General features: G+C 29.1%; 15 protein-coding genes. 9 read left to right on the top strand and 6 right to left on the bottom strand.

Translation table 11 applies throughout. The features are described 5' to 3' along the window. Window positions 1–243: 243 nt before the first annotated feature. The gene (locus PHEL85_RS02765; RefSeq protein WP_036820741.1) at window positions 244–1,089 is read left to right on the top strand and encodes a transketolase; all 846 of its coding nucleotides are present in this window, start codon (window positions 244–246) and stop codon (window positions 1,087–1,089) included. Window positions 1,090–1,256: 167 nt separating this feature from the next. Beyond that, entirely contained in the window at window positions 1,257–2,393 is a 1,137-nt protein-coding gene (bshA, locus tag PHEL85_RS02760) for an N-acetyl-alpha-D-glucosaminyl L-malate synthase BshA (RefSeq protein ID WP_036820739.1), read from the top strand. 61 nt (window positions 2,394–2,454) lie between these two features. On the opposite strand, the gene PHEL85_RS02755 is transcribed toward bshA, so the two are convergent. Further along, complete coding sequence (locus PHEL85_RS02755; RefSeq protein ID WP_036820737.1) at window positions 2,455–3,090, bottom strand: DUF937 domain-containing protein; 636 nt, start codon at window positions 3,088–3,090, stop codon at window positions 2,455–2,457. Between the two features lie 124 nt (window positions 3,091–3,214). On the opposite strand from PHEL85_RS02755, the gene PHEL85_RS02750 reads away from it, so the two are divergent. Continuing rightward, window positions 3,215–4,540 (top strand): dicarboxylate/amino acid:cation symporter, encoded by a 1,326-nt coding sequence (locus PHEL85_RS02750; protein ID WP_036820733.1) that lies wholly within the window; start codon window positions 3,215–3,217, stop codon window positions 4,538–4,540. 11 nt (window positions 4,541–4,551) lie between these two features. Then, window positions 4,552–5,730: a sulfurtransferase gene (locus PHEL85_RS02745; protein ID WP_081965064.1), complete on the top strand. Its 1,179-nt coding sequence runs from the start codon at window positions 4,552–4,554 to the stop codon at window positions 5,728–5,730. Window positions 5,731–5,867: 137 nt separating this feature from the next. Here PHEL85_RS02745 and fahA read toward each other — a convergent pair whose 3' ends face one another. Next, window positions 5,868–7,145: a fumarylacetoacetase gene (gene fahA, locus PHEL85_RS02740; RefSeq protein ID WP_036820730.1), complete on the bottom strand. Its 1,278-nt coding sequence runs from the start codon at window positions 7,143–7,145 to the stop codon at window positions 5,868–5,870. 196 nt (window positions 7,146–7,341) lie between these two features. Here fahA and glyA point away from each other — a divergent pair, with 196 nt between their 5' ends. From glyA to PHEL85_RS02725, 3 genes are all read left to right on the top strand, one after another. After that, a complete protein-coding gene (glyA, locus tag PHEL85_RS02735) occupies window positions 7,342–8,616 on the top strand; it encodes a serine hydroxymethyltransferase (protein ID WP_036820727.1) in 1,275 nt (424 codons plus the stop codon). A gap of 157 nt (window positions 8,617–8,773) precedes the next feature. Continuing rightward, the gene (locus PHEL85_RS02730) at window positions 8,774–10,666 is read left to right on the top strand and encodes an HPP family protein (RefSeq protein WP_036820725.1); all 1,893 of its coding nucleotides are present in this window, start codon (window positions 8,774–8,776) and stop codon (window positions 10,664–10,666) included. Next, window positions 10,659–11,834: a succinylglutamate desuccinylase/aspartoacylase family protein gene (locus PHEL85_RS02725; protein ID WP_052108434.1), complete on the top strand. Its 1,176-nt coding sequence runs from the start codon at window positions 10,659–10,661 to the stop codon at window positions 11,832–11,834. The genes PHEL85_RS02730 and PHEL85_RS02725 overlap by 8 nt, the downstream gene beginning before the upstream one ends. On the opposite strand, the gene rmuC is transcribed toward PHEL85_RS02725, so the two are convergent. Continuing rightward, on the bottom strand, window positions 11,831–13,174 hold the full coding sequence (gene rmuC, locus PHEL85_RS02720) for a DNA recombination protein RmuC (RefSeq protein ID WP_036820723.1): 1,344 nt from the start codon (window positions 13,172–13,174) through the stop codon (window positions 11,831–11,833). The genes PHEL85_RS02725 and rmuC overlap by 4 nt on opposite strands. Window positions 13,175–13,218: 44 nt before the next feature. On the opposite strand from rmuC, the gene PHEL85_RS02715 reads away from it, so the two are divergent. Then, a complete protein-coding gene (locus PHEL85_RS02715) occupies window positions 13,219–13,758 on the top strand; it encodes a 1-acyl-sn-glycerol-3-phosphate acyltransferase (RefSeq protein WP_036820721.1) in 540 nt (179 codons plus the stop codon). 150 nt (window positions 13,759–13,908) lie between these two features. Here the strand turns inward: PHEL85_RS02715 and pepT are convergent, their stop codons facing one another. The 3 genes from pepT to PHEL85_RS02700 are packed head-to-tail and all read right to left on the bottom strand — an operon-like array spanning window position 13,909 to window position 16,754. Continuing rightward, window positions 13,909–15,144 carry a peptidase T gene (gene pepT / locus PHEL85_RS02710; protein WP_036820717.1) on the bottom strand — a complete coding sequence of 412 codons (1,236 nt, stop codon included), beginning with the start codon at window positions 15,142–15,144 and terminating at the stop codon, window positions 13,909–13,911. 1 nt (window position 15,145) lies between these two features. Then, a complete protein-coding gene (locus tag PHEL85_RS02705; RefSeq protein ID WP_036820714.1) occupies window positions 15,146–15,706 on the bottom strand; it encodes a hypothetical protein in 561 nt (186 codons plus the stop codon). Window position 15,707: 1 nt separating this feature from the next. Beyond that, entirely contained in the window at window positions 15,708–16,754 is a 1,047-nt protein-coding gene (locus tag PHEL85_RS02700; RefSeq protein ID WP_036820711.1) for a sialidase family protein, read from the bottom strand. Between the two features lie 214 nt (window positions 16,755–16,968). On the opposite strand from PHEL85_RS02700, the gene PHEL85_RS02695 reads away from it, so the two are divergent. Then, window positions 16,969–17,931 carry a patatin family protein gene (locus tag PHEL85_RS02695; protein WP_036820708.1) on the top strand — a complete coding sequence of 321 codons (963 nt, stop codon included), beginning with the start codon at window positions 16,969–16,971 and terminating at the stop codon, window positions 17,929–17,931. The last annotated feature ends 3 nt before the right edge of the window (window positions 17,932–17,934 follow it).

The raw sequence follows: 17,934 nt of genomic DNA, 5'->3' as shown, positions 1-17,934 counted from the left end.
CGAAATTTATGAATATCGAATACAGTTTCTTTTTAATAGCAGTATTTAGGCTTAATTTTGATTTAAAGAAAAAAGAGTTCTGTGTACTTTAAGTGAACACTCTTATTATATAGAAATTTACTCGGGAAATAGCCATGAAAAAGATATTTTCACAAACTCTTTTTCTTTTTTTAATACTAGTTGCAAATTGTTTTGTCATTTGTATTTTTAAAATTACTTTTGTGATCAAATTAAAATAACAAAATGCCAACAACACAACAATTACAAGATTTTACACAACAAGTTCGTAGAGATATTTTAAGAATGGTTCATAAAGTAAGTTCTGGTCACCCAGGAGGTTCTTTAGGATGTGCAGAATTTATTACTTGTTTATACCAAGAAGTAATGGAGTATTCTACAGATTTTAATATGGATGGAAAAAATGAAGACTTATTCTTTTTATCAAACGGACATATTTCTCCTGTTTTTTACAGTGTTTTAGCACATAGTGGATTTTTTCCTGTGGAAGAATTAAATACTTTTAGATTATTAGATTCTCGTTTACAAGGACATCCTACAACACATGAAGGTCTACCTGGAGTAAGAATTGCTTCTGGATCTTTAGGTCAAGGAATGTCTGTTGGTTTAGGTGCTGCACAAGCTAAAAAATTAAATGGAGATGATAAAATTGTGTACACTTTACATGGTGATGGTGAATTGCAAGAAGGTCAGAACTGGGAAGCAATTATGTATGCATCAGCAAAAAAAGTGGATAATATTATTGCTACAATCGATTTAAATGGAAAACAAATTGATGGTTCTACAGACGAAGTTTTACCAATGGGAAGTATTAGAGCTAAATTTGAAGCTTTTGGTTGGGATGTTTTAGATGTTAAAAAAGGAAATGATATAGATGCAATTTTAGCTGGTTTAGCTAAAGCGAAATCTATGACAGGAAAAGGAAAGCCAGTTTGTATTTTATTATATACAGAAATGGGTAATGGTGTAGATTTTATGATGCATACTCATGCTTGGCATGGTAAAGCACCAAGTGATGAGCAGTTAGAAAATGCATTGGCTCAAAATCCTGCAACTTTAGGAGATTATTAATACTGAACTTGTTTCAGTATCTTTTTCATATAAACCTACAATTAATTTTGTAGGTTTTTTTATGCTTTTATTTTGATTTCAAGTGTAAGATTACCTTTATCTTTACAACTAAGAAGTTGAAGTTTTTCAGTTTTTAATCATTTAATTTTTAACCTTTCAATATTTATATGAAAATAGGAATTGTTTGTTACCCAACTTTTGGAGGAAGTGGAGTCGTAGCTACAGAATTAGGAATGGCATTAGCAGATAAAGGTCATGAAGTCCATTTTATTACCTATAATCAGCCCGTTCGATTAGATTTTATCTCTCATCATTTACACTTTCATCAAGTTTTATTAGAAGAATATCCATTATTTCAATACCAGCCTTATGAGCTAGCTTTGTCAAGTAAAATGGTGGAAGTTGTAGAAAAATATGAATTAGAAGTTTTACATGTGCATTATGCAATTCCTCATGCATATGCAGCTTACATGGCAAAACAAATGCTAAAGGAAAAAGGACTTTCTGTAAAAGTAGTTACTACATTGCATGGAACAGATATTACTTTAGTAGGCAGTCATCCCACATATAAAACAGCTGTAGAATTTAGCATTAACAATTCTGATGTTGTTACTTCGGTTTCTAATGACTTAAAAAAGACAACCAACAGACTTTTTAATATTAAAAAAGATATTAAGGTTATTTATAATTTTATAGATGTTGATAAATATGATAAAGCACATCAACAAAAGTGCAATAGAATAGCCATTGCAAAACCTCATGAAAGGATTTTAACACATATTAGTAATTTTAGACCTGTTAAAAGAGTTGATGATGTAATAAAGATTTTTTACAAAGTACATAAAGATATTCCTTCTAAATTATTAATGATTGGTGAAGGGCCAGATAGAGCAAAAGCAGAAAATTTAGTAAATAGATTAAAGATTTCTGATGATGTTTTATTTTTAGGAAATAGTTCTGAAGTTACAAAAGTACTTTGTTATACAGATATTTTCTTATTGCCTTCACAAACTGAAAGTTTTGGTTTAGCAGCTTTGGAAGCAATGGCAGCAAAAACGGCTGTAATTTCAACAAATACAGGAGGTTTGCCAGAAGTAAATATACAGGGCGTTACTGGTTATTTAAGTGATTTAGGCGATGTTGAGGACATGGCAAAAAATGCAATTTCTATTTTAAAGGATGATGAAACTTTAGAAACCTTTAAGCAGAATGCAAGAGAGCACACAAAAAGATTTTCGTTAGAAAATATTCTTCCAGTTTATGAAGAAATATATAAATCTTGTTATAAAAGCGAGGTTGAATAAAAAGAAAAAGCTCAAACAAATTAATGTTTGAGCTTTTTTTATATGTAAAATTTAGAAGGTCTTATTTTCCAAAAAGTCCACCTAATAAACCACCAAGTCCACCAGATTTTTTACTTCCACCTAAAACCATTCCAGCAACATCATCAACAATACTACCATCTCCATCTGCGTCTAATATTTTTTCTAAGAAACTTTGTTCATTTGCAGTTTCATTTCCACCTAACATTCCACCTAACAATCCTCCTAATCCTGCAGAATCAGTAACATTACTTTGACGAGATTGCTTTCCTAAAACTCCCATTAATAAAGGAGCAGCAACTTTTAAAATATTACCAACAGAACCAGCATCTAAACCAGATTTCTGACCAATAACTTGTTCAACACCTTGTTGTTTGTTTCCTAAAATATGTCCTAAAATCCCAGCACCATCTTGTTTTACACTTTCTTCTACACCACCACCAAACAAACCTCCAAGGTTGTCTAAAATACTACCATCATGTTTACTAGATAAAGCACCTAATAATCCTGCAGCTCCTTCTGGAGTAGAAGAATTTCTTTCCATTGCTTTCATTAAAACTGGCAAAGCCATTGTTAAAACACTACTTGTTTTGTTTGAGTCATTTCCTGTTGAACCAGAAACTCCTGAAATAATTTGTTTTCCTAAATCACTATTTAATAAGTCTAAAATACCTGCCATTTTTTTGTTTTAATAATTAATATGAATGTTTTCTAAAAATATGACACAATATACAAATAAAGTCACATCACCTCTAAAATATTTTTTTTACCTTTCAAAAATCTTAATAATTTTAAACTAATTAATGAAAAAACTAGCACTACACTGGAAAATTTTAATAGGAATGGTTCTTGGAATCATTTTTGGCTTTATAATGAATTCTGTTGATGGAGGTAAAGGCTTTGTAACGGATTGGATAAAACCCTTTGGAACAATCTTTATAAACTTATTAAAATTAATAGCAGTACCATTAATTCTAGCTTCTTTAATTAAAGGAATTTCTGATTTAAAAGATATTTCTAAAATTAAAAAAATGGGCTTTAGAACCATGATTATTTATATGATAACAACTTTAGTTGCTATTATAATTGGTTTAGGAATTGTAAATGTTGTAAAACCAGGAGCTGGTATGTCTGCAGATACTATTGAGAAAATAAAATCAAAATATGAAACTTCTTCTGGTGTTGTAGATAAATTAGCCAAAGCAACGGCACAACATGACGCTGGTCCTTTACAAGCGTTGGTAGATATTTTTCCGAGTAATATTTTTACTTCTTTAGGAAATGCCAGTATGCTTCAAATTATCTTTTTTGCTTTATTTGTAGGAATTTCTTTGTTATTAATTCCTGAGAAAAAAGCAAAACCATTAATGGATTTCTTTGATTCATTAAATGAAGTAGTGATGAAAATGGTAGATTTAATTATGCTTTTTGCGCCTTATGCCGTTTTTGCTTTATTAGCAAACGTTATTATTGCTTTTGATGATACTGAGATACTTTTAAAACTATTAGTCTATGCATTGTGTGTAGTTGGTGGTTTATTATTAATGATAGGTTTCTATTTGATGTTAGTAAGTGTTTACACTAAAAAATCGCCACTTTGGTTTTTAAAACAAATAAGTCCTGCACAATTATTAGCATTTTCTACCAGTTCTAGTGCTGCAACTTTACCTGTAACTATGGAGAGAGTTGAAGAGCATATTGGAGTAGATAAAGAGGTTTCTGGTTTTGTTTTGCCTGTTGGAGCTACTATTAATATGGATGGAACAAGTTTATATCAAGCCATTGCTGCTGTGTTTATTATGCAAGTTATTTGGCCAGAAGGTCTAACTTTTTCTAACCAATTAATTATTGTAGCTACAGCTTTATTAGCTTCAATTGGTTCTGCAGCTGTGCCAAGTGCAGGTATGGTAATGCTAGTAATTGTATTAGAATCTATTGGTTTTCCGGCAGAATTATTACCAATAGGTTTAGCATTAATTTTTGCAGTAGACAGACCTTTAGATATGTGTAGAACTACTGTAAATGTTACTGGAGATGCTACTGTTTCTATGATTGTTGCAAAATCTTTAGGTAAATTACATGATCCTAAACCAAAAGAATGGGATGACAATTATGAAAAAGTAAAATAGTTTTATATAATATGTCTTTAAAAATATCCAAACCCATTGTTTCTGCAGAATGGCTAGAATCTAATTTAGAGAATCAAAATCTAATAATTTTAGATTGTACCATTCCTAAAGTAACAGTAAAATCTACTTCATCAATTTATAATGATAAAAAACAAATAAAAGGAGCCATTTTTTTTGATATTAAAAAGACTTTTTCTATTGTAAATGCACCTTTTCCTAACACAATTATAGGTTCTAAAGAATTTGAGGTAAAATCCCAAGAATTAGGTATTAAAAAAGACAGTGCAATTGTTTGTTATGATGATTTAGGTATTTATTCATCACCAAGAGTTTGGTGGATGTTTCAATTAATGGGCTTTACCAATATTGCTGTTTTAGATGGAGGTTTCCCAAAATGGGAAGAAAAAAAATATCCTGTTGAAAAACAACAATTTAAATCACCCAGAAAAGGAGGTTTTAAAGCAAATTATCAACCAAATAAAATAAAATTTACAGAAGATGTACTTTCTTCCATCAATAATAAGGATATAATTATTGTAGATGCGCGTTCTAAAGGACGTTTTTATGCCACAGAACCAGAACCAAGAAGTGATGTAAAGGGAGGTCATATTCCTAATTCTGTGAGTTTGCCTTATTCAGAACTAATAGAAAATGGTAGTTTAAAATCTGAAGTAGCTTTAAAGACAATTTTTAATAACCTAAACCCTGAAAATAAAGCGTTTATTTTTTCTTGTGGAACAGGTATTACTGCTTCAATTTTAGCGTTAGGTGCAGAAATATCAGGTATTAAAAATAATGCAGTTTATGATGGTTCTTGGACAGAGTGGGGAAGTACAGAAGGTTTACCAATAGAAATTAAGATGAAAAATATAACTTGGAGCAAAAATGAGTTTTTAGCATATGTATTATTATATGCTGCTCATTGTAATTTTTTTGAAACTAAAGAAGAAGAAAATTATATTCTTTCTAAAGTAGATAAAATCATTTTTAATAAAATACATACTGAGGTTGTTATAGATTCAGATGAAGAAAACTTGAATAAAATTCAGCAATATATTTCTGAAAATAAGCTTAGTCAAGAAGAGAAAGACGCATTGTTAAAAGATATAAAAAATGTTTTTTTTGCTGATGGATCTGTAGATGTTATTGAAAAAAAGGTATTTGGTTTGTTAAAGAAGATTATAAGTTAGTAGTGTGAAATTATAAGATAGGATTAATATAAGTAGTTTTTTATCGAAAATATTAATGATTAAAAGCGTACTTTTTTTACAACAAAAAAACCTCAAAAATAGATGAGGCTTTTTAATTTCTGATGATTTGGTTTAATTTATTTTGCAGGTAATATTTTACCAATACATTCACCAAAACCAATACGAACTTTATCATTTTTACAATGTGCGCGCATAATTACAGTATCATAATCATTTATAAATTTACGTTCTGTACCATCTTTTAATTTAATAGGATTTTGGCCTCTCCAAGTTAATTCTAACATAGAACCATAACTATCTTTTGTAGGTCCAGAAATTGTTCCAGATCCCATCATATCTCCAGCTTCAACAGGACAACCATTTACTGTATGATGTGCTAATTGTTGAGCCATTGTCCAATACATATATTTAAAATTAGAATTGGCAAGTATTGTTTCTTCACCATTTTCAGGTTTAATTCCAACTTGCAGTTTTATATCATAACTTCCTTTTCCTTTTTGTTTTAAATATGGTAAAGGTTCATAAACTTGCTTAGGATTATCAACTCTAAAAGGTTCTAAAGCATCTAAAGTTACAATCCAAGGAGAAATAGTTGAAGCAAAGTTTTTACCTAAAAACGGACCTAAAGGCACATATTCCCATGCTTGAATATCTCTTGCAGACCAATCGTTAAATTGTATTAATCCAAAAATATATTCTTCGGTTTCTTCAATCGGAATTCTATCACCTAAAACATTAGCATCTGTTGTAATAAATGCCATTTCAAGTTCAAAATCTAATAATTTTGTAGGTCCAAATCCTGGAGTATTACTTCCTTCAGCAGGTTTTGTTTGTCCATAAGGTCTTCTAATTGGTGTTCCAGAAGGAATAATAGAAGAACTTCTACCATGATACCCAATAGGTACATGCAACCAATTTGGTAATAATGCATTTTCTGGATCTCTAAATAAAGAACCAACGTTTGTAGCATGTTCTTTACTTGCATAGAAATCTGTATAATCACCCACAGAAACAGGTAATAACATTTCTACTTCATCCATTCTAAAAATAATTTTGTCTTTATGATTTGCATTATCTCTTAGAGTACCATTGGTAACATCGAAAACTTCTGCAATTCTATTTCTAACTAAACGCCATGTTTTACGACCATCAGCAATAAAATCATTTAAATTATCTTGTAAAAAAATATCTTCTGTTAATGGAATTCCTTTAAAATACCCTAATTGATGAAAAGCACCTAAATCTATGGCAAAATTTCCAATTCTACTTCCAATAGTAATAATATCATCTCTAGTAATAAAAACTCCAAAAGGAATATTTTGAATTGGGAAGTCTGAATCTTTATCTATTTTTAACCAAGATTTTCTGTTAGGATTATTTGCTGTTATGATCATAATAGTTCAATTTATTTTTTATCAAACCTACACATTTTTTTTGCATTTTTAAATAAAAAAACAGCGAAAAATGCATTTTTAACACTACTTTTTTCTTAATTATATAATAATAACAAAAAAATATAAAATATCGTTAAAACATGTTTTTTACAAATTTGATTTTGTTATTTTTGATGCTTCTTTAAAAACAACAACAATGCAATTAGATAATCAAATTTTTGACCTTATTCAGGAAGAAAAAGAAAGACAGTTAAATGGTTTAGAATTAATCGCTTCAGAAAACTTTGTAAGTGATGAAGTTATGAGAGCTCAAGGTTCTATTTTAACAAACAAATATGCTGAAGGATATCCTGGTAAAAGATATTATGGAGGTTGTGAAGTAGTTGATGTTATTGAGCAAATTGCAATAGATAGAGCAAAAGAATTATTTGGTGCAGAATATGTAAATGTGCAACCACATTCTGGTTCTCAAGCAAATACTGCTGTTTTTGCTGCTTGTTTAAAACCAGGTGAAACTGTTTTAGGTTTTGATTTATCTCATGGAGGTCATTTAACTCATGGTTCTCCAGTTAACTTTTCTGGTAAATTATACAACCCAGTATTTTATGGAGTTGTTAAAGAAACAGGAAGGATAGATTATGATCATGTAGCTCAACAAGCAAGAGAACACAAGCCAAAGTTAATTATTGCGGGTGCTTCTGCGTATTCTAGAGATATAGATTTTGCAAAATTTAGAGAAATTGCTGATGAAGTTGGAGCTGTTTTAATGGCAGATATTTCTCATCCTGCAGGATTAATTGCAAAAGGAATTTTAAATGATCCTTTACCTCATTGTCATATTGTTACCACTACCACTCATAAAACTTTACGTGGACCAAGAGGAGGAATGATTATGATTGGTAAAGATTTTGAAAATCCTTTTGAATTAAAATTAAAATCAGGAAAATTAAAGAAAATGTCAACTTTAATTAATTCTTCTGTTTTCCCTGGAAACCAAGGTGGACCTTTAGAGCACGTAATTGCTGCTAAAGCAGTTGCTTTTGGAGAGGCTTTAACAGATGAGTTTTTAGAATACCAATTACAAGTAAAAGCAAATGCTGCTGAAATGGCAAAAGAATTTGTTGCCAAAGGATATGATATTATTTCTGGAGGAACAGACAATCATTGTATGTTGATCGATTTAAGAAATAAAGATATTTCTGGTAAAGATGCAGAAATTGCTTTAGGAAAAGCAGATATTACAGTAAACAAAAACATGGTTCCTTTTGATGATAAAAGCCCATTTGTAACATCAGGAATTCGTATTGGAACTGCTGCTATAACTACTCGTGGTTTAGAAGAAGAAGATATGAAAGCTGTAGTTGATTTTATAGACGAAGCAATACAAAATGCTGAAAACGAAGAAGCTTTGCATGAAATTGGTGAAAGAGTTGCGCATATGATGAGTGCAAGAAGATTATTTGTAATGTAAATCACATAACGATTTTTAAAACCTCACTTTTGAGAGCATAAAATTTAAAAAAGCATCAAGTTAATTCTTGATGCTTTTTTGTTGTTATGGTACTGACAATTATCATAGTTAAATTGGAGATAATTTTCGTACTTCGTTGTAATGCAATACGTTCATTATGGGGTCACAAGCTGTTACTGCAATTAAAACACAAAAAGATCGTAAAGAATTTGTACTTCATTTACTCAATGATATAGAAGCTTTTGAGTATATGATTAAGCATAACTTGTTCGAAACTGGCATTCAACGAGTAGGTGCAGAACAAGAGTTATGTATTGTAGATAAACACTTTAGACCTTCTACAAAAGCTTTAGAAATTCTCGAAAAAATTAATGACACCCATTATACAACAGAGTTGGCATTATTTAATTTAGAAATAAACTTAGATCCTTTTGAATTAAAAAACACGTGCTTTTCTGAAATTGAAAAACAATTAAAAAACTTATTAGAAAAAGGATACAAAGCTGCAGAAGAAACAGAAAACAATAAATTTATACTTACAGGAATCTTACCTACTTTAAGAAAAAAAGATCTTGCTTTTAAAAATGTTACACCATTTAAACGTTACAAAACACTTAATAAAGTTTTAAAAAAAATAAGAGGAGATGATTTTAAGTTACATATTTTAGGGGTAGATGAACTCATTTTGAAACATGAATCAATCTTATTTGAGGCTTGTAATACTAGCTTTCAAGTCCATTTACAAATTAGCCCAGAAGAAGCCATCGATAAATATAATTGGTCTCAAGTAATTTCTGGTCCATTGTTATCTATCATGACAAACTCTCCACTTTTATTAGGAAAAGAACTTTGGAGTGAAACAAGAATTGCATTATTTCAACAAAGTATCGATTTAAGAAATGTAACACATTTTTCTAGAGAGCAAAAACCAAGAGTGTCTTTTGGTAATAGATGGGTAAAAAACTCAATATTAGAACTATATACAGATGATATTTCTAGATATCCACCAATTGTTTCATCGCAATTTGATGAGAATTCTATAGAATCTGTTAAAAAAGGAATTATGCCAAAATTAAAGGCATTAAACTTACACAATGGTACTTTATATAAATGGAATAGATTGTGTTATGGTGTTCATGAAAATATAGCACATTTGCGTATTGAAAATAGGTATATTCCTGCAGGGCCAAGTATTAAAGATGAGATTGCAAATGCACTTTTATGGGTAGGAGTAATGCAGGGAATGCCAAAACAATATGAAAAAATTTGGAAAAAAATGCCTTTTCGTGATGCTCGTGGAAATTTTATAAATGCAGCAAGAAATGGTATTAACACCTATTTTAATTGGTTTGGAAAAGGGATTTCAGCAAAAAAATTGTTAGAGAATATTTTAATTCCGATGGCAAAAGAAGGTTTGTTAAAATCGAATATTGATGAAACTGAAATTGATTATTATTTAGAAATTATTCAAAAAAGAATTGATACAAGTACAACAGGAAGTAAATGGTTAATTAGAAACAAACGTAAATTAAGAAAAGAAGTTTCTAATTATGAAGCGAATGTAATTTTAACAGAGCTTATTTATAAAAATCAAAAATCAAATAAAAGTATTTCTGAATGGGAATCTGTGGCTTATCATGAGAATAAAAGTGATAAAAAATATGATAAAGTCTACAAAATAATGTCTACAAGCCTTTTTGTAGTTCATGAAAATGATTTATTAAAATTGGCTCTCAAAATAATGGAATGGAATCATATACATCATATTCCAGTTGTAAACAAACACAATAAAATTGTAGGTATTATTGAAAAAACCCAAATAGAAGAATTGGATTTTTCATCGAAAAAAGTGATGAATAAAGTTGCTAAAAATATTATGAATAAACGTTTTGATATTGTACATCCAGAAACCTCTTTTAAGAAAGCAAAAGAATTAATTATTAAGACAAAAAACACCTGTATTGTTGTTATCAATGAAGATAAATTAGTTGGTATTTTTACTAAAAATGATTTAGAGAGAATAGAAAAAATCAAAAAAAATAATGATTAACCAAATAGAAATAGAATCATTTAATGAAAAAATTCTTGTACAGAGGATTATAGGAAGTGTACAAGGTTCAAAAAAAACTCCAACAGTAATTGCAATAGGCGGTATTCATGGTAATGAACGAGCAGGAATAAATGCTCTCTTAAAAGTTTTTAAGACAATAAATGATGAAAATATTGCCCTAAAAGGAAATTTTTATGGAATTGCAGGTAATATCAATGCTATTTCAGAAAATATTCGTTTTAAAAATGTTGATTTAAATAGAATTTGGACAAAAAAAGAGATTCTAAAACTGTTGTTAGAAAATCATCTAGAAATAGAATCTCAAGAGCAAAATGAAATATACATTATTATTAAAAATATTCTAAAAACAGAAAAAGGACCTTTCTATTTTTTAGATTTGCATACCACATCTTCAGATACAAAGCCATTTATAACAATAAGTGATTCTCTAAATAATAGAAAATATTCTTCATACTTTTCAATTCCAACAATTTTAGGAATTGAAGAATTTTTAGAAGGACCATTGCTAACGTACATTAACGAATTTGGGCATATTGCTTTAGGGTTTGAAGCTGGTCAGCATGATAATGAAGTGTCTGTAGATAATTGTATTGCTTTTCTTTGGTTAGCTTTAGTGGCTGCAAAATGTGTACATAAGAAAGACGTGAAGAAGTACTCTTTCTACAAAAGCTCATTATCTCTATTTAATGAAGATCAAGATTTTTATAAGATTGATTATAAATATACCATTAAACCTTTTGAAAATTTTAAAATGGTGAATGGTTATAAAAATTTTCAAGAAATTGCAAAACATGAATTGTTAGCAAACAGTAATGGAAGAAAAATTGAGTCAAAACAAAAAGGAAAAATTTTTATGCCTTTGTATCAAAAGAAAGGTGATGATGGTTTTTTTGTAATTACAAGAATTTCTAAATTTTGGTTAAAAGCCTCAAGATTGGCAAGAAAACTTCATTTCCATCAATTTTTAAGGCTCTTACCTGGTGTTAAGTCAGATAAAAAAAACACATACACTTTAATTGTGAATCCAAAAACAGCAAAGTTTTTAGCTACAGAAATTTTCCATTTATTTGGATATAGAAAGAAAGTAATTAAAGGTGATAAATATTATTTTATAAAAAGGGATCGAAAAATAAGTGCATTTATTTAATCAACTTGACTTGCCCTGTCAATAATATTTTCTGGAATTGCTTTTTTAGCTTTTGCACCCATTTTCTTAAGCTTTTCAACACTAGTAATTAAGTTTCCTCTTCCATCAAAAAGTTTGTTCATAGCATTAGAATATTCTTTTTTACTATCATCAATACGCTTTCCAATACCAATTAAATCACCTAAAAGACCTTGAAATTTATCATACAAAGCACCAGCTTGTCTCGCAATTTCTATCGCATTTCTTTGTTGCTTTTCGTTATTCCACATAGAATCTATAGTTCTTAAAGTGGCCAATAGGGTAGATGGAGTAACAATTACAATGTTTTTTTCAAAAGCTTTATTGTATAAGTGATTGTCTGTGTTTATTGCAACGGCAAAAGCGGGTTCTATAGGAATAAATAAGAGTACAAAATCTGGAGATTCAATTTTATAAATATCTTCATATTTTTTCTCACTCAATTGTTCTACATGTCTTCTAAGTGAAGCAACATGTTCTTTTAAAAATTGTGTTTTTAAAACTTCATCATCTTCATTTACAAATTGCTCGTAAGCAGTTAATGAAACTTTAGAATCAACAATCATTTTCTTATTATCTGGCAAATGAATTACAACATCTGGTAAAACTCTTTTTCCTTCGTCGTTTGTAAAGCTTTGCTGCACAAAATACTCTCTATCTTTCTCTAAACCAGACTTTTCTAAAACACGCTCTAAAACCAATTCTCCCCAATTACCTTGCATTTTATTATCACCTTTCAACGCTTTTGTAAGGTTAATGGTTTCTTTACTCATTTGTTGGTTTAACTCTTTTAAACCTAAAATTTGCTGACGTAAAGCTGCATGATAATCAATACTTTCTTTGTGAGTTTTATCTACTTTGTCTTCAAAAACCTTTATTTTTTCTTGAAGTGGATTTAGAATTACTTTTAAGTTTTCTTTGTTTTGTTGCGTAAATTTAGTTGATTTTTCTTCTAAAATTTTGTTTGCCAAAACTTCAAAATCGTTAGTAAATTTTTCTTGTAGTTTTTCAACTTCGTTTTTATTTGCTGCTAGTTTTTCTTCTGTATTTTTAAATTCTGTTTCTAAACGCGTTTTATCAGAAATTAAATTTTCTTTTTCTTTTTGAATAAATTTTAACTCGCCTTGCAACTCTTCAACCTTAAATTCAGCATTTTTTACAGTTTCATGTAGCTTAGAAATTTCAAATTCTAATACAGATTTTTCTTTTTCGGTGTTTCCTTTTTCCTTTTCAAAATTTAATTTGGTTAAAAGCTTGCCAATAAAAAAACCTATAACACTAAAAATCAGTGCAATTAAGAAGTATATAATCAATTCGTTCATCATATCAAATTAAGTTCATAAATTTATCACTTTTAAAACAGACAATGAAAGCATTTGCAAGATTTATATTATTTACCATTTTAGGTTGGAAACTAGAAAACGATTTCCCAAAAACTCCTTTAAAATATGTAGTTATAGCTGCACCACATACAAGTTGGGTAGATTTTCCTATTGCAATTTTAGCAAGAATGGCTTCTGGAACTATGGTTCATTTTATAGGAAAAGGTTCTTTATTTAAGCCTCCTTTTGGATTTTTCTTTAGAATGTTAGGAGGAACACCAGTTGATAGAACAAAAAGTAACAATTTAGTTGACGCTGTTATTGCTGTTTTTAATGCTAATGAAAAATTTATACTAGGTTTATCTCCAGAAGGAACAAGAAAAAAGGTAGATAAGTGGAAAACAGGGTTCTATTATATTGCAAAAGGAGCAAATGTGCCAATTGTGATGGCAACTCTGGATTTTGGAAATAAAAAAATAAAAATTTCAGAACCTTATTACACAACAACCAACAAGGATAAGGACTTTGAAGTCTTTCACGCTTTTTTTGAAAATGTAAAAGGGAAAAATCCAGAATTATTTTAAGTATTTACTTTGTAATAAGATAAAATTGACTAAATTTGCGTTGTAGACAATATTTTTCTAATAGAGATTAGGGGCTTTATTATTAATGAGTTTACAAATAGCATACGCTATGATAATAAGTCTCCAGTTTACTGGAGACTTTTTTTTTGTTTATTTCTGAGATACTTTTTGTGCTATTCCAATAATTACTTCTGTAGCTTTTATCATAGATTCTACTGGTACATATTCAAAACGACCATGAAAATTATGTCCACCAGCAAAAATATTAGGACATGGCAATCCTTTGTATGATAATTGAGAACCATCTGTTCCTCCTCGAATTGCTTTAATTAATGGTGTAATTCCTAAATCATTCATAACTTCTTCAGCAATATCTACAATATGCATCACAGGAGTTATTTTTTCTTTCATATTAAAGTATTGGTCTTTAATAGAAATATCTATAACATCTTGTTTGTATTTTTTATTGAAATCTGTAGCGATTTTTTGCATCAATTCTTTTCTATCTTCAAACAACTCTAAATCATGATCTCTAACAATATATTCTAAAACAGTTTTTTCAACATTACCATTTATATCATGCAAATGAAAAAAACCTTCATAACCTTCTGTCTTTTCAGGAACTTCGTTTGCTGGAAGTGCAGCAATAAATTGATTAGCAATTAGCATAGAATTTATCATTTTACCTTTTGCATAACCTGGATGTACAATTTTACCTGTAATGGTAACTTTTGCTCCAGCAGCATTAAAGTTTTCGTATTCTAACTCACCAATCTGACTTCCATCCATTGTATAAGCCCATTCTGCACCAAATTTTTCTACATCAAACAAATGTGCACCTTTACCAACTTCTTCATCTGGCGTAAAACAAATTCTAATTTTACCATGTTTAATTTCTGTATGCTGAATTAAATATTCCATCGCAGTAACTATTTCTGTAATACCAGCTTTATCATCAGCACCTAAAAGCGTTGTACCATCTGTTGTAATTATAGTTTGACCTTTATATTGTAATAAATCATCAAAATAATTTGGAGATAAAACAATATTTTGTTCTTTATTTAAAATGATATCTTTTCCATCATAATTTTCTACAATTTTAGGATTTACATCTTTACCAGTAAAATCTGGACTTGTATCTATATGAGCTACAAAGCCTATTGTTGGTACTTTATAATCTAAATTACTAGGTAAAGTTGCCATGATGTAGCAATTGTCATCTAAATCTACATCTTGCATTCCTATTTCTTTCAATTCATCAACTAAAACCTTTGCTAAATCCCATTGTTTTTCTGTACTTGGAAAAGCAGGATTGTTAGGGTCTGATTCTGTATCTATAGTAACGTATTTTATAAATCGATTGGTAATGTGTTGTTTATTAATCATTTTAATTTGATATTTTAATTTTTTCTATGAGAGCTAAAGCATTACAAAACCTTTTTTTTATTAAAGAATCTCCGTAAACTTCTGCTTTTGCAAGTATAAATTTTTGTTCGTTTGTTTTGATAAAAAAATGACAAACTTGATAATTATGTTTTCCTTTTTTACCTTTAGAAATTGTGTAAAAAGAAGGTTTATTAAGTATTTTTGTTTCTTTTGATGTTGTTTTTATTAATTTTTTTGATAAATTTTCTTGCTCTTGCTTTAATTTAAAAGCTTCATCAAATTTAATGTTTTGATTGATAGCAGTGATATCTAAAAGTAAAGTTTCTGTTAATTGTTTTGTTGTGTCTGCAGTATAAATTGAAGATTGAATATCATCATAATATAAATTTGTTTTCCAACTTTTTGGAATTTGAATAGAAAACAACTTTTTAATGTCTTTTACTTCTTCTAACCTTTTAAAGCTAGAAGTTTTACAATTAAAATCTTTACTAATTTTAGATTGCTGTGAGCAAGAGAAAAATAGGAGTGAAGCTACAATAAGGAAGAATAACTTTTTTGTCATTTTAGTTTAAAACTAGTTTTCCTATTTTATTATTTCCAGCTAACCAAGCTGTATTTCTATCTACAAACTGAATTGTATAATAGGCCTCTTTTGAAACTTCTTTCCAGGTATTTCCACCGTTATTAGAATAAGATATTCCAGTTTTTCCAACTGCAAAAACTTCTTTTCCATTTGTTTTTGGAACATATTGCACACAACTTTTATAGTTAGGGTTTTGTCCATCAGAAATTAATGTCCAAGTTTTTCCACCATCTATTGTAACAGCTTTATTTGCTTTATTTGCTAAAGGTTTTGAATAATCTCCACCAATTGCAATTCCATTGTTTTTATCAGCAAAATCTATAGAATAGATTCCTTGAGGTCCATTTCCTTGAATAATTGGAGTTTCAAAAATTTGCCATGTTTTTCCATAATCATCAGATTTTAAAATACGTGCTTTTTTTCCTCCAGAAGCAATCCAAACTGTACTTCCAATGGTTTTAATATTGGTATTACTAGCAGCAAAAAAGGCTTCACCTTCTTCAAAATTTGGAAGATTTGTACATGGAATTTTATTCCAAGTTTCACCAGCATCAGAAGTTAAAATAATAGAAGCACAATTTTCTGTTGGATCACCAACTACAATTCCATGTTTATTATCATCAAAAAAATGCATCGAATCATAAAAAACCTTTTCATGCTTTTCTGAATATTTTAATTTATATTTCCCACCAGAAACACGATATAATAATGCAGGATTAGCAATACTTAATGCAAAAACTGCTTTTCCATTAGAAGCTATACTTCTAAAGTTTGGACTAATAGAGTCTTGGTATTTAATTGAAATTGGAGGTAAAATTGATTCATCTTTGTCATAAAAATAACCAACATCACCATTTGAACCAGCATAAATTACTTTTTCTTTATTTACCACCTGAATTGCACGAATGCTAACACTGTTTATTTTATACTCTTTCACTGTTATTGTGTCTATTTCTCTTGGTTGATAATCTTTCTTACAAGAGACAAAAACTAGGAAAATAAAAATAAGTGCGTATATTCTTTTCATTTTTGATACTTTTATAGCACTAAAATAAAGTTTTTTTTCAGACCAAGTTATACTAATGATTAAAATGATAACAATATTTAATTGGTTTTATAATTAGCAACTTAAAAAACTTTATTTTTAGATTCTCGATTTCTCGAGAATAACAATTTTATAGAAAATTACAAGGTAAAAGCCTTGTAGGCTTCTTTTTAAATAAACAAATCATTTTTAGATAATGAAAAAAGCGTTGGTAATTTCTGGTGGAGGAAGTAAAGGAGCATTTGCAGGTGGTGTTGCTCAATACTTAATGAAGAAAGAAAAAAAAGATTATGATCTATTTTTAGGTACTTCTACAGGTAGTTTAATGGTTTCTCATTTGGCTTTAGGTAAATTAGATGCGTTAAAGAAGCTTTATACCAATGTAAATCAGAAAACTATTTTTAGTAATAATCCTTTTAAAATTAAAAGAGTTGCTGGTGAGAAAGTGATTAGTATTCGTCATTTAAATACATTTTGGAATTTTTTAAATGGAAGAAAAACTTTTGGAGAAAGTAAAAATCTAAGAAGTTTAATAAAAAAGAATGTTACTAAAGAAATGTATAATGAAATTAGAGCAAATAATAAAGAGGTTGTTGTTACAGTTTCTAATTTAACAGCAAATCATATTGAATATAAATCTATAAATGATTGTACTTACGATGATTTTTGCGATTGGATTTGGGGGTCTTGTAATTATGTACCTTTTATGAGTTTGTTAGAAAAAAATAATTGTCAATATGCAGATGGAGGTTTTGGCTCTTTAGTACCAATTAGAGAGGCTATTTTAAGAGGAGCAACAGAAATTGACGCTATTATTTTAGAAACTGAAGTAACTCAATTTAATAGGCTGCCAGCAAAAAACCCGTTTTCATTATTGTTTGATGTTTTCGATTTTATGTTAACGCATGTAGAAAGGCACAATATTACAATTGGAAAATTAGCTGCTAATAATAAGGATATAAAGCTGAATCTTTATTATACACCTACTGTACTAACTACAAATTCTTTAGTGTTTGATGAAGTTTTAATGCGTAAATGGTGGAAATCTGGTTATAAATACGCAAAATCTAAAAGAGAAGAATTAATGAGTGAGTTTAGACCAGATGTTTTAACCGATCAAGAAATTGAAGAATTTATAGAAAAGCCTGAATTAAAGTAATGA

This window comes from Polaribacter sp. Hel1_85, from assembly GCF_000766795.1.
Lineage (GTDB): Bacteria > Bacteroidota > Bacteroidia > Flavobacteriales > Flavobacteriaceae > Polaribacter.
Note: the sequence above shows the minus strand (reverse complement) of the source record. Positions and strands in the feature narration are given on the sequence as shown.

Excerpts from the sequence above, each read along its gene's own strand:
- PHEL85_RS02750 (WP_036820733.1), top strand. The coding sequence starts at position 3,215 with ATGAAAAAACTAGCACTACACTGGAAAATTTTAATAGGAATGGTTCTT.
- pepT (WP_036820717.1), bottom strand. The coding sequence starts at position 15,144 with ATGATTAATAAACAACACATTACCAATCGATTTATAAAATACGTTACT.
- PHEL85_RS02730 (WP_036820725.1), top strand. The coding sequence starts at position 8,774 with ATGGGGTCACAAGCTGTTACTGCAATTAAAACACAAAAAGATCGTAAA.
- fahA (WP_036820730.1), bottom strand. The coding sequence starts at position 7,145 with ATGATCATAACAGCAAATAATCCTAACAGAAAATCTTGGTTAAAAATA.
- PHEL85_RS02725 (WP_052108434.1), top strand. The coding sequence starts at position 10,659 with ATGATTAACCAAATAGAAATAGAATCATTTAATGAAAAAATTCTTGTA.
- PHEL85_RS02765 (WP_036820741.1), top strand. The coding sequence starts at position 244 with ATGCCAACAACACAACAATTACAAGATTTTACACAACAAGTTCGTAGA.
- PHEL85_RS02715 (WP_036820721.1), top strand. The coding sequence starts at position 13,219 with ATGAAAGCATTTGCAAGATTTATATTATTTACCATTTTAGGTTGGAAA.
- PHEL85_RS02705 (WP_036820714.1), bottom strand. The coding sequence starts at position 15,706 with ATGACAAAAAAGTTATTCTTCCTTATTGTAGCTTCACTCCTATTTTTC.
- glyA (WP_036820727.1), top strand. The coding sequence starts at position 7,342 with ATGCAATTAGATAATCAAATTTTTGACCTTATTCAGGAAGAAAAAGAA.
- PHEL85_RS02695 (WP_036820708.1), top strand. The coding sequence starts at position 16,969 with ATGAAAAAAGCGTTGGTAATTTCTGGTGGAGGAAGTAAAGGAGCATTT.
- PHEL85_RS02755 (WP_036820737.1), bottom strand. The coding sequence starts at position 3,090 with ATGGCAGGTATTTTAGACTTATTAAATAGTGATTTAGGAAAACAAATT.
- PHEL85_RS02745 (WP_081965064.1), top strand. The coding sequence starts at position 4,552 with ATGTCTTTAAAAATATCCAAACCCATTGTTTCTGCAGAATGGCTAGAA.
- rmuC (WP_036820723.1), bottom strand. The coding sequence starts at position 13,174 with ATGAACGAATTGATTATATACTTCTTAATTGCACTGATTTTTAGTGTT.
- PHEL85_RS02700 (WP_036820711.1), bottom strand. The coding sequence starts at position 16,754 with ATGAAAAGAATATACGCACTTATTTTTATTTTCCTAGTTTTTGTCTCT.
- bshA (WP_036820739.1), top strand. The coding sequence starts at position 1,257 with ATGAAAATAGGAATTGTTTGTTACCCAACTTTTGGAGGAAGTGGAGTC.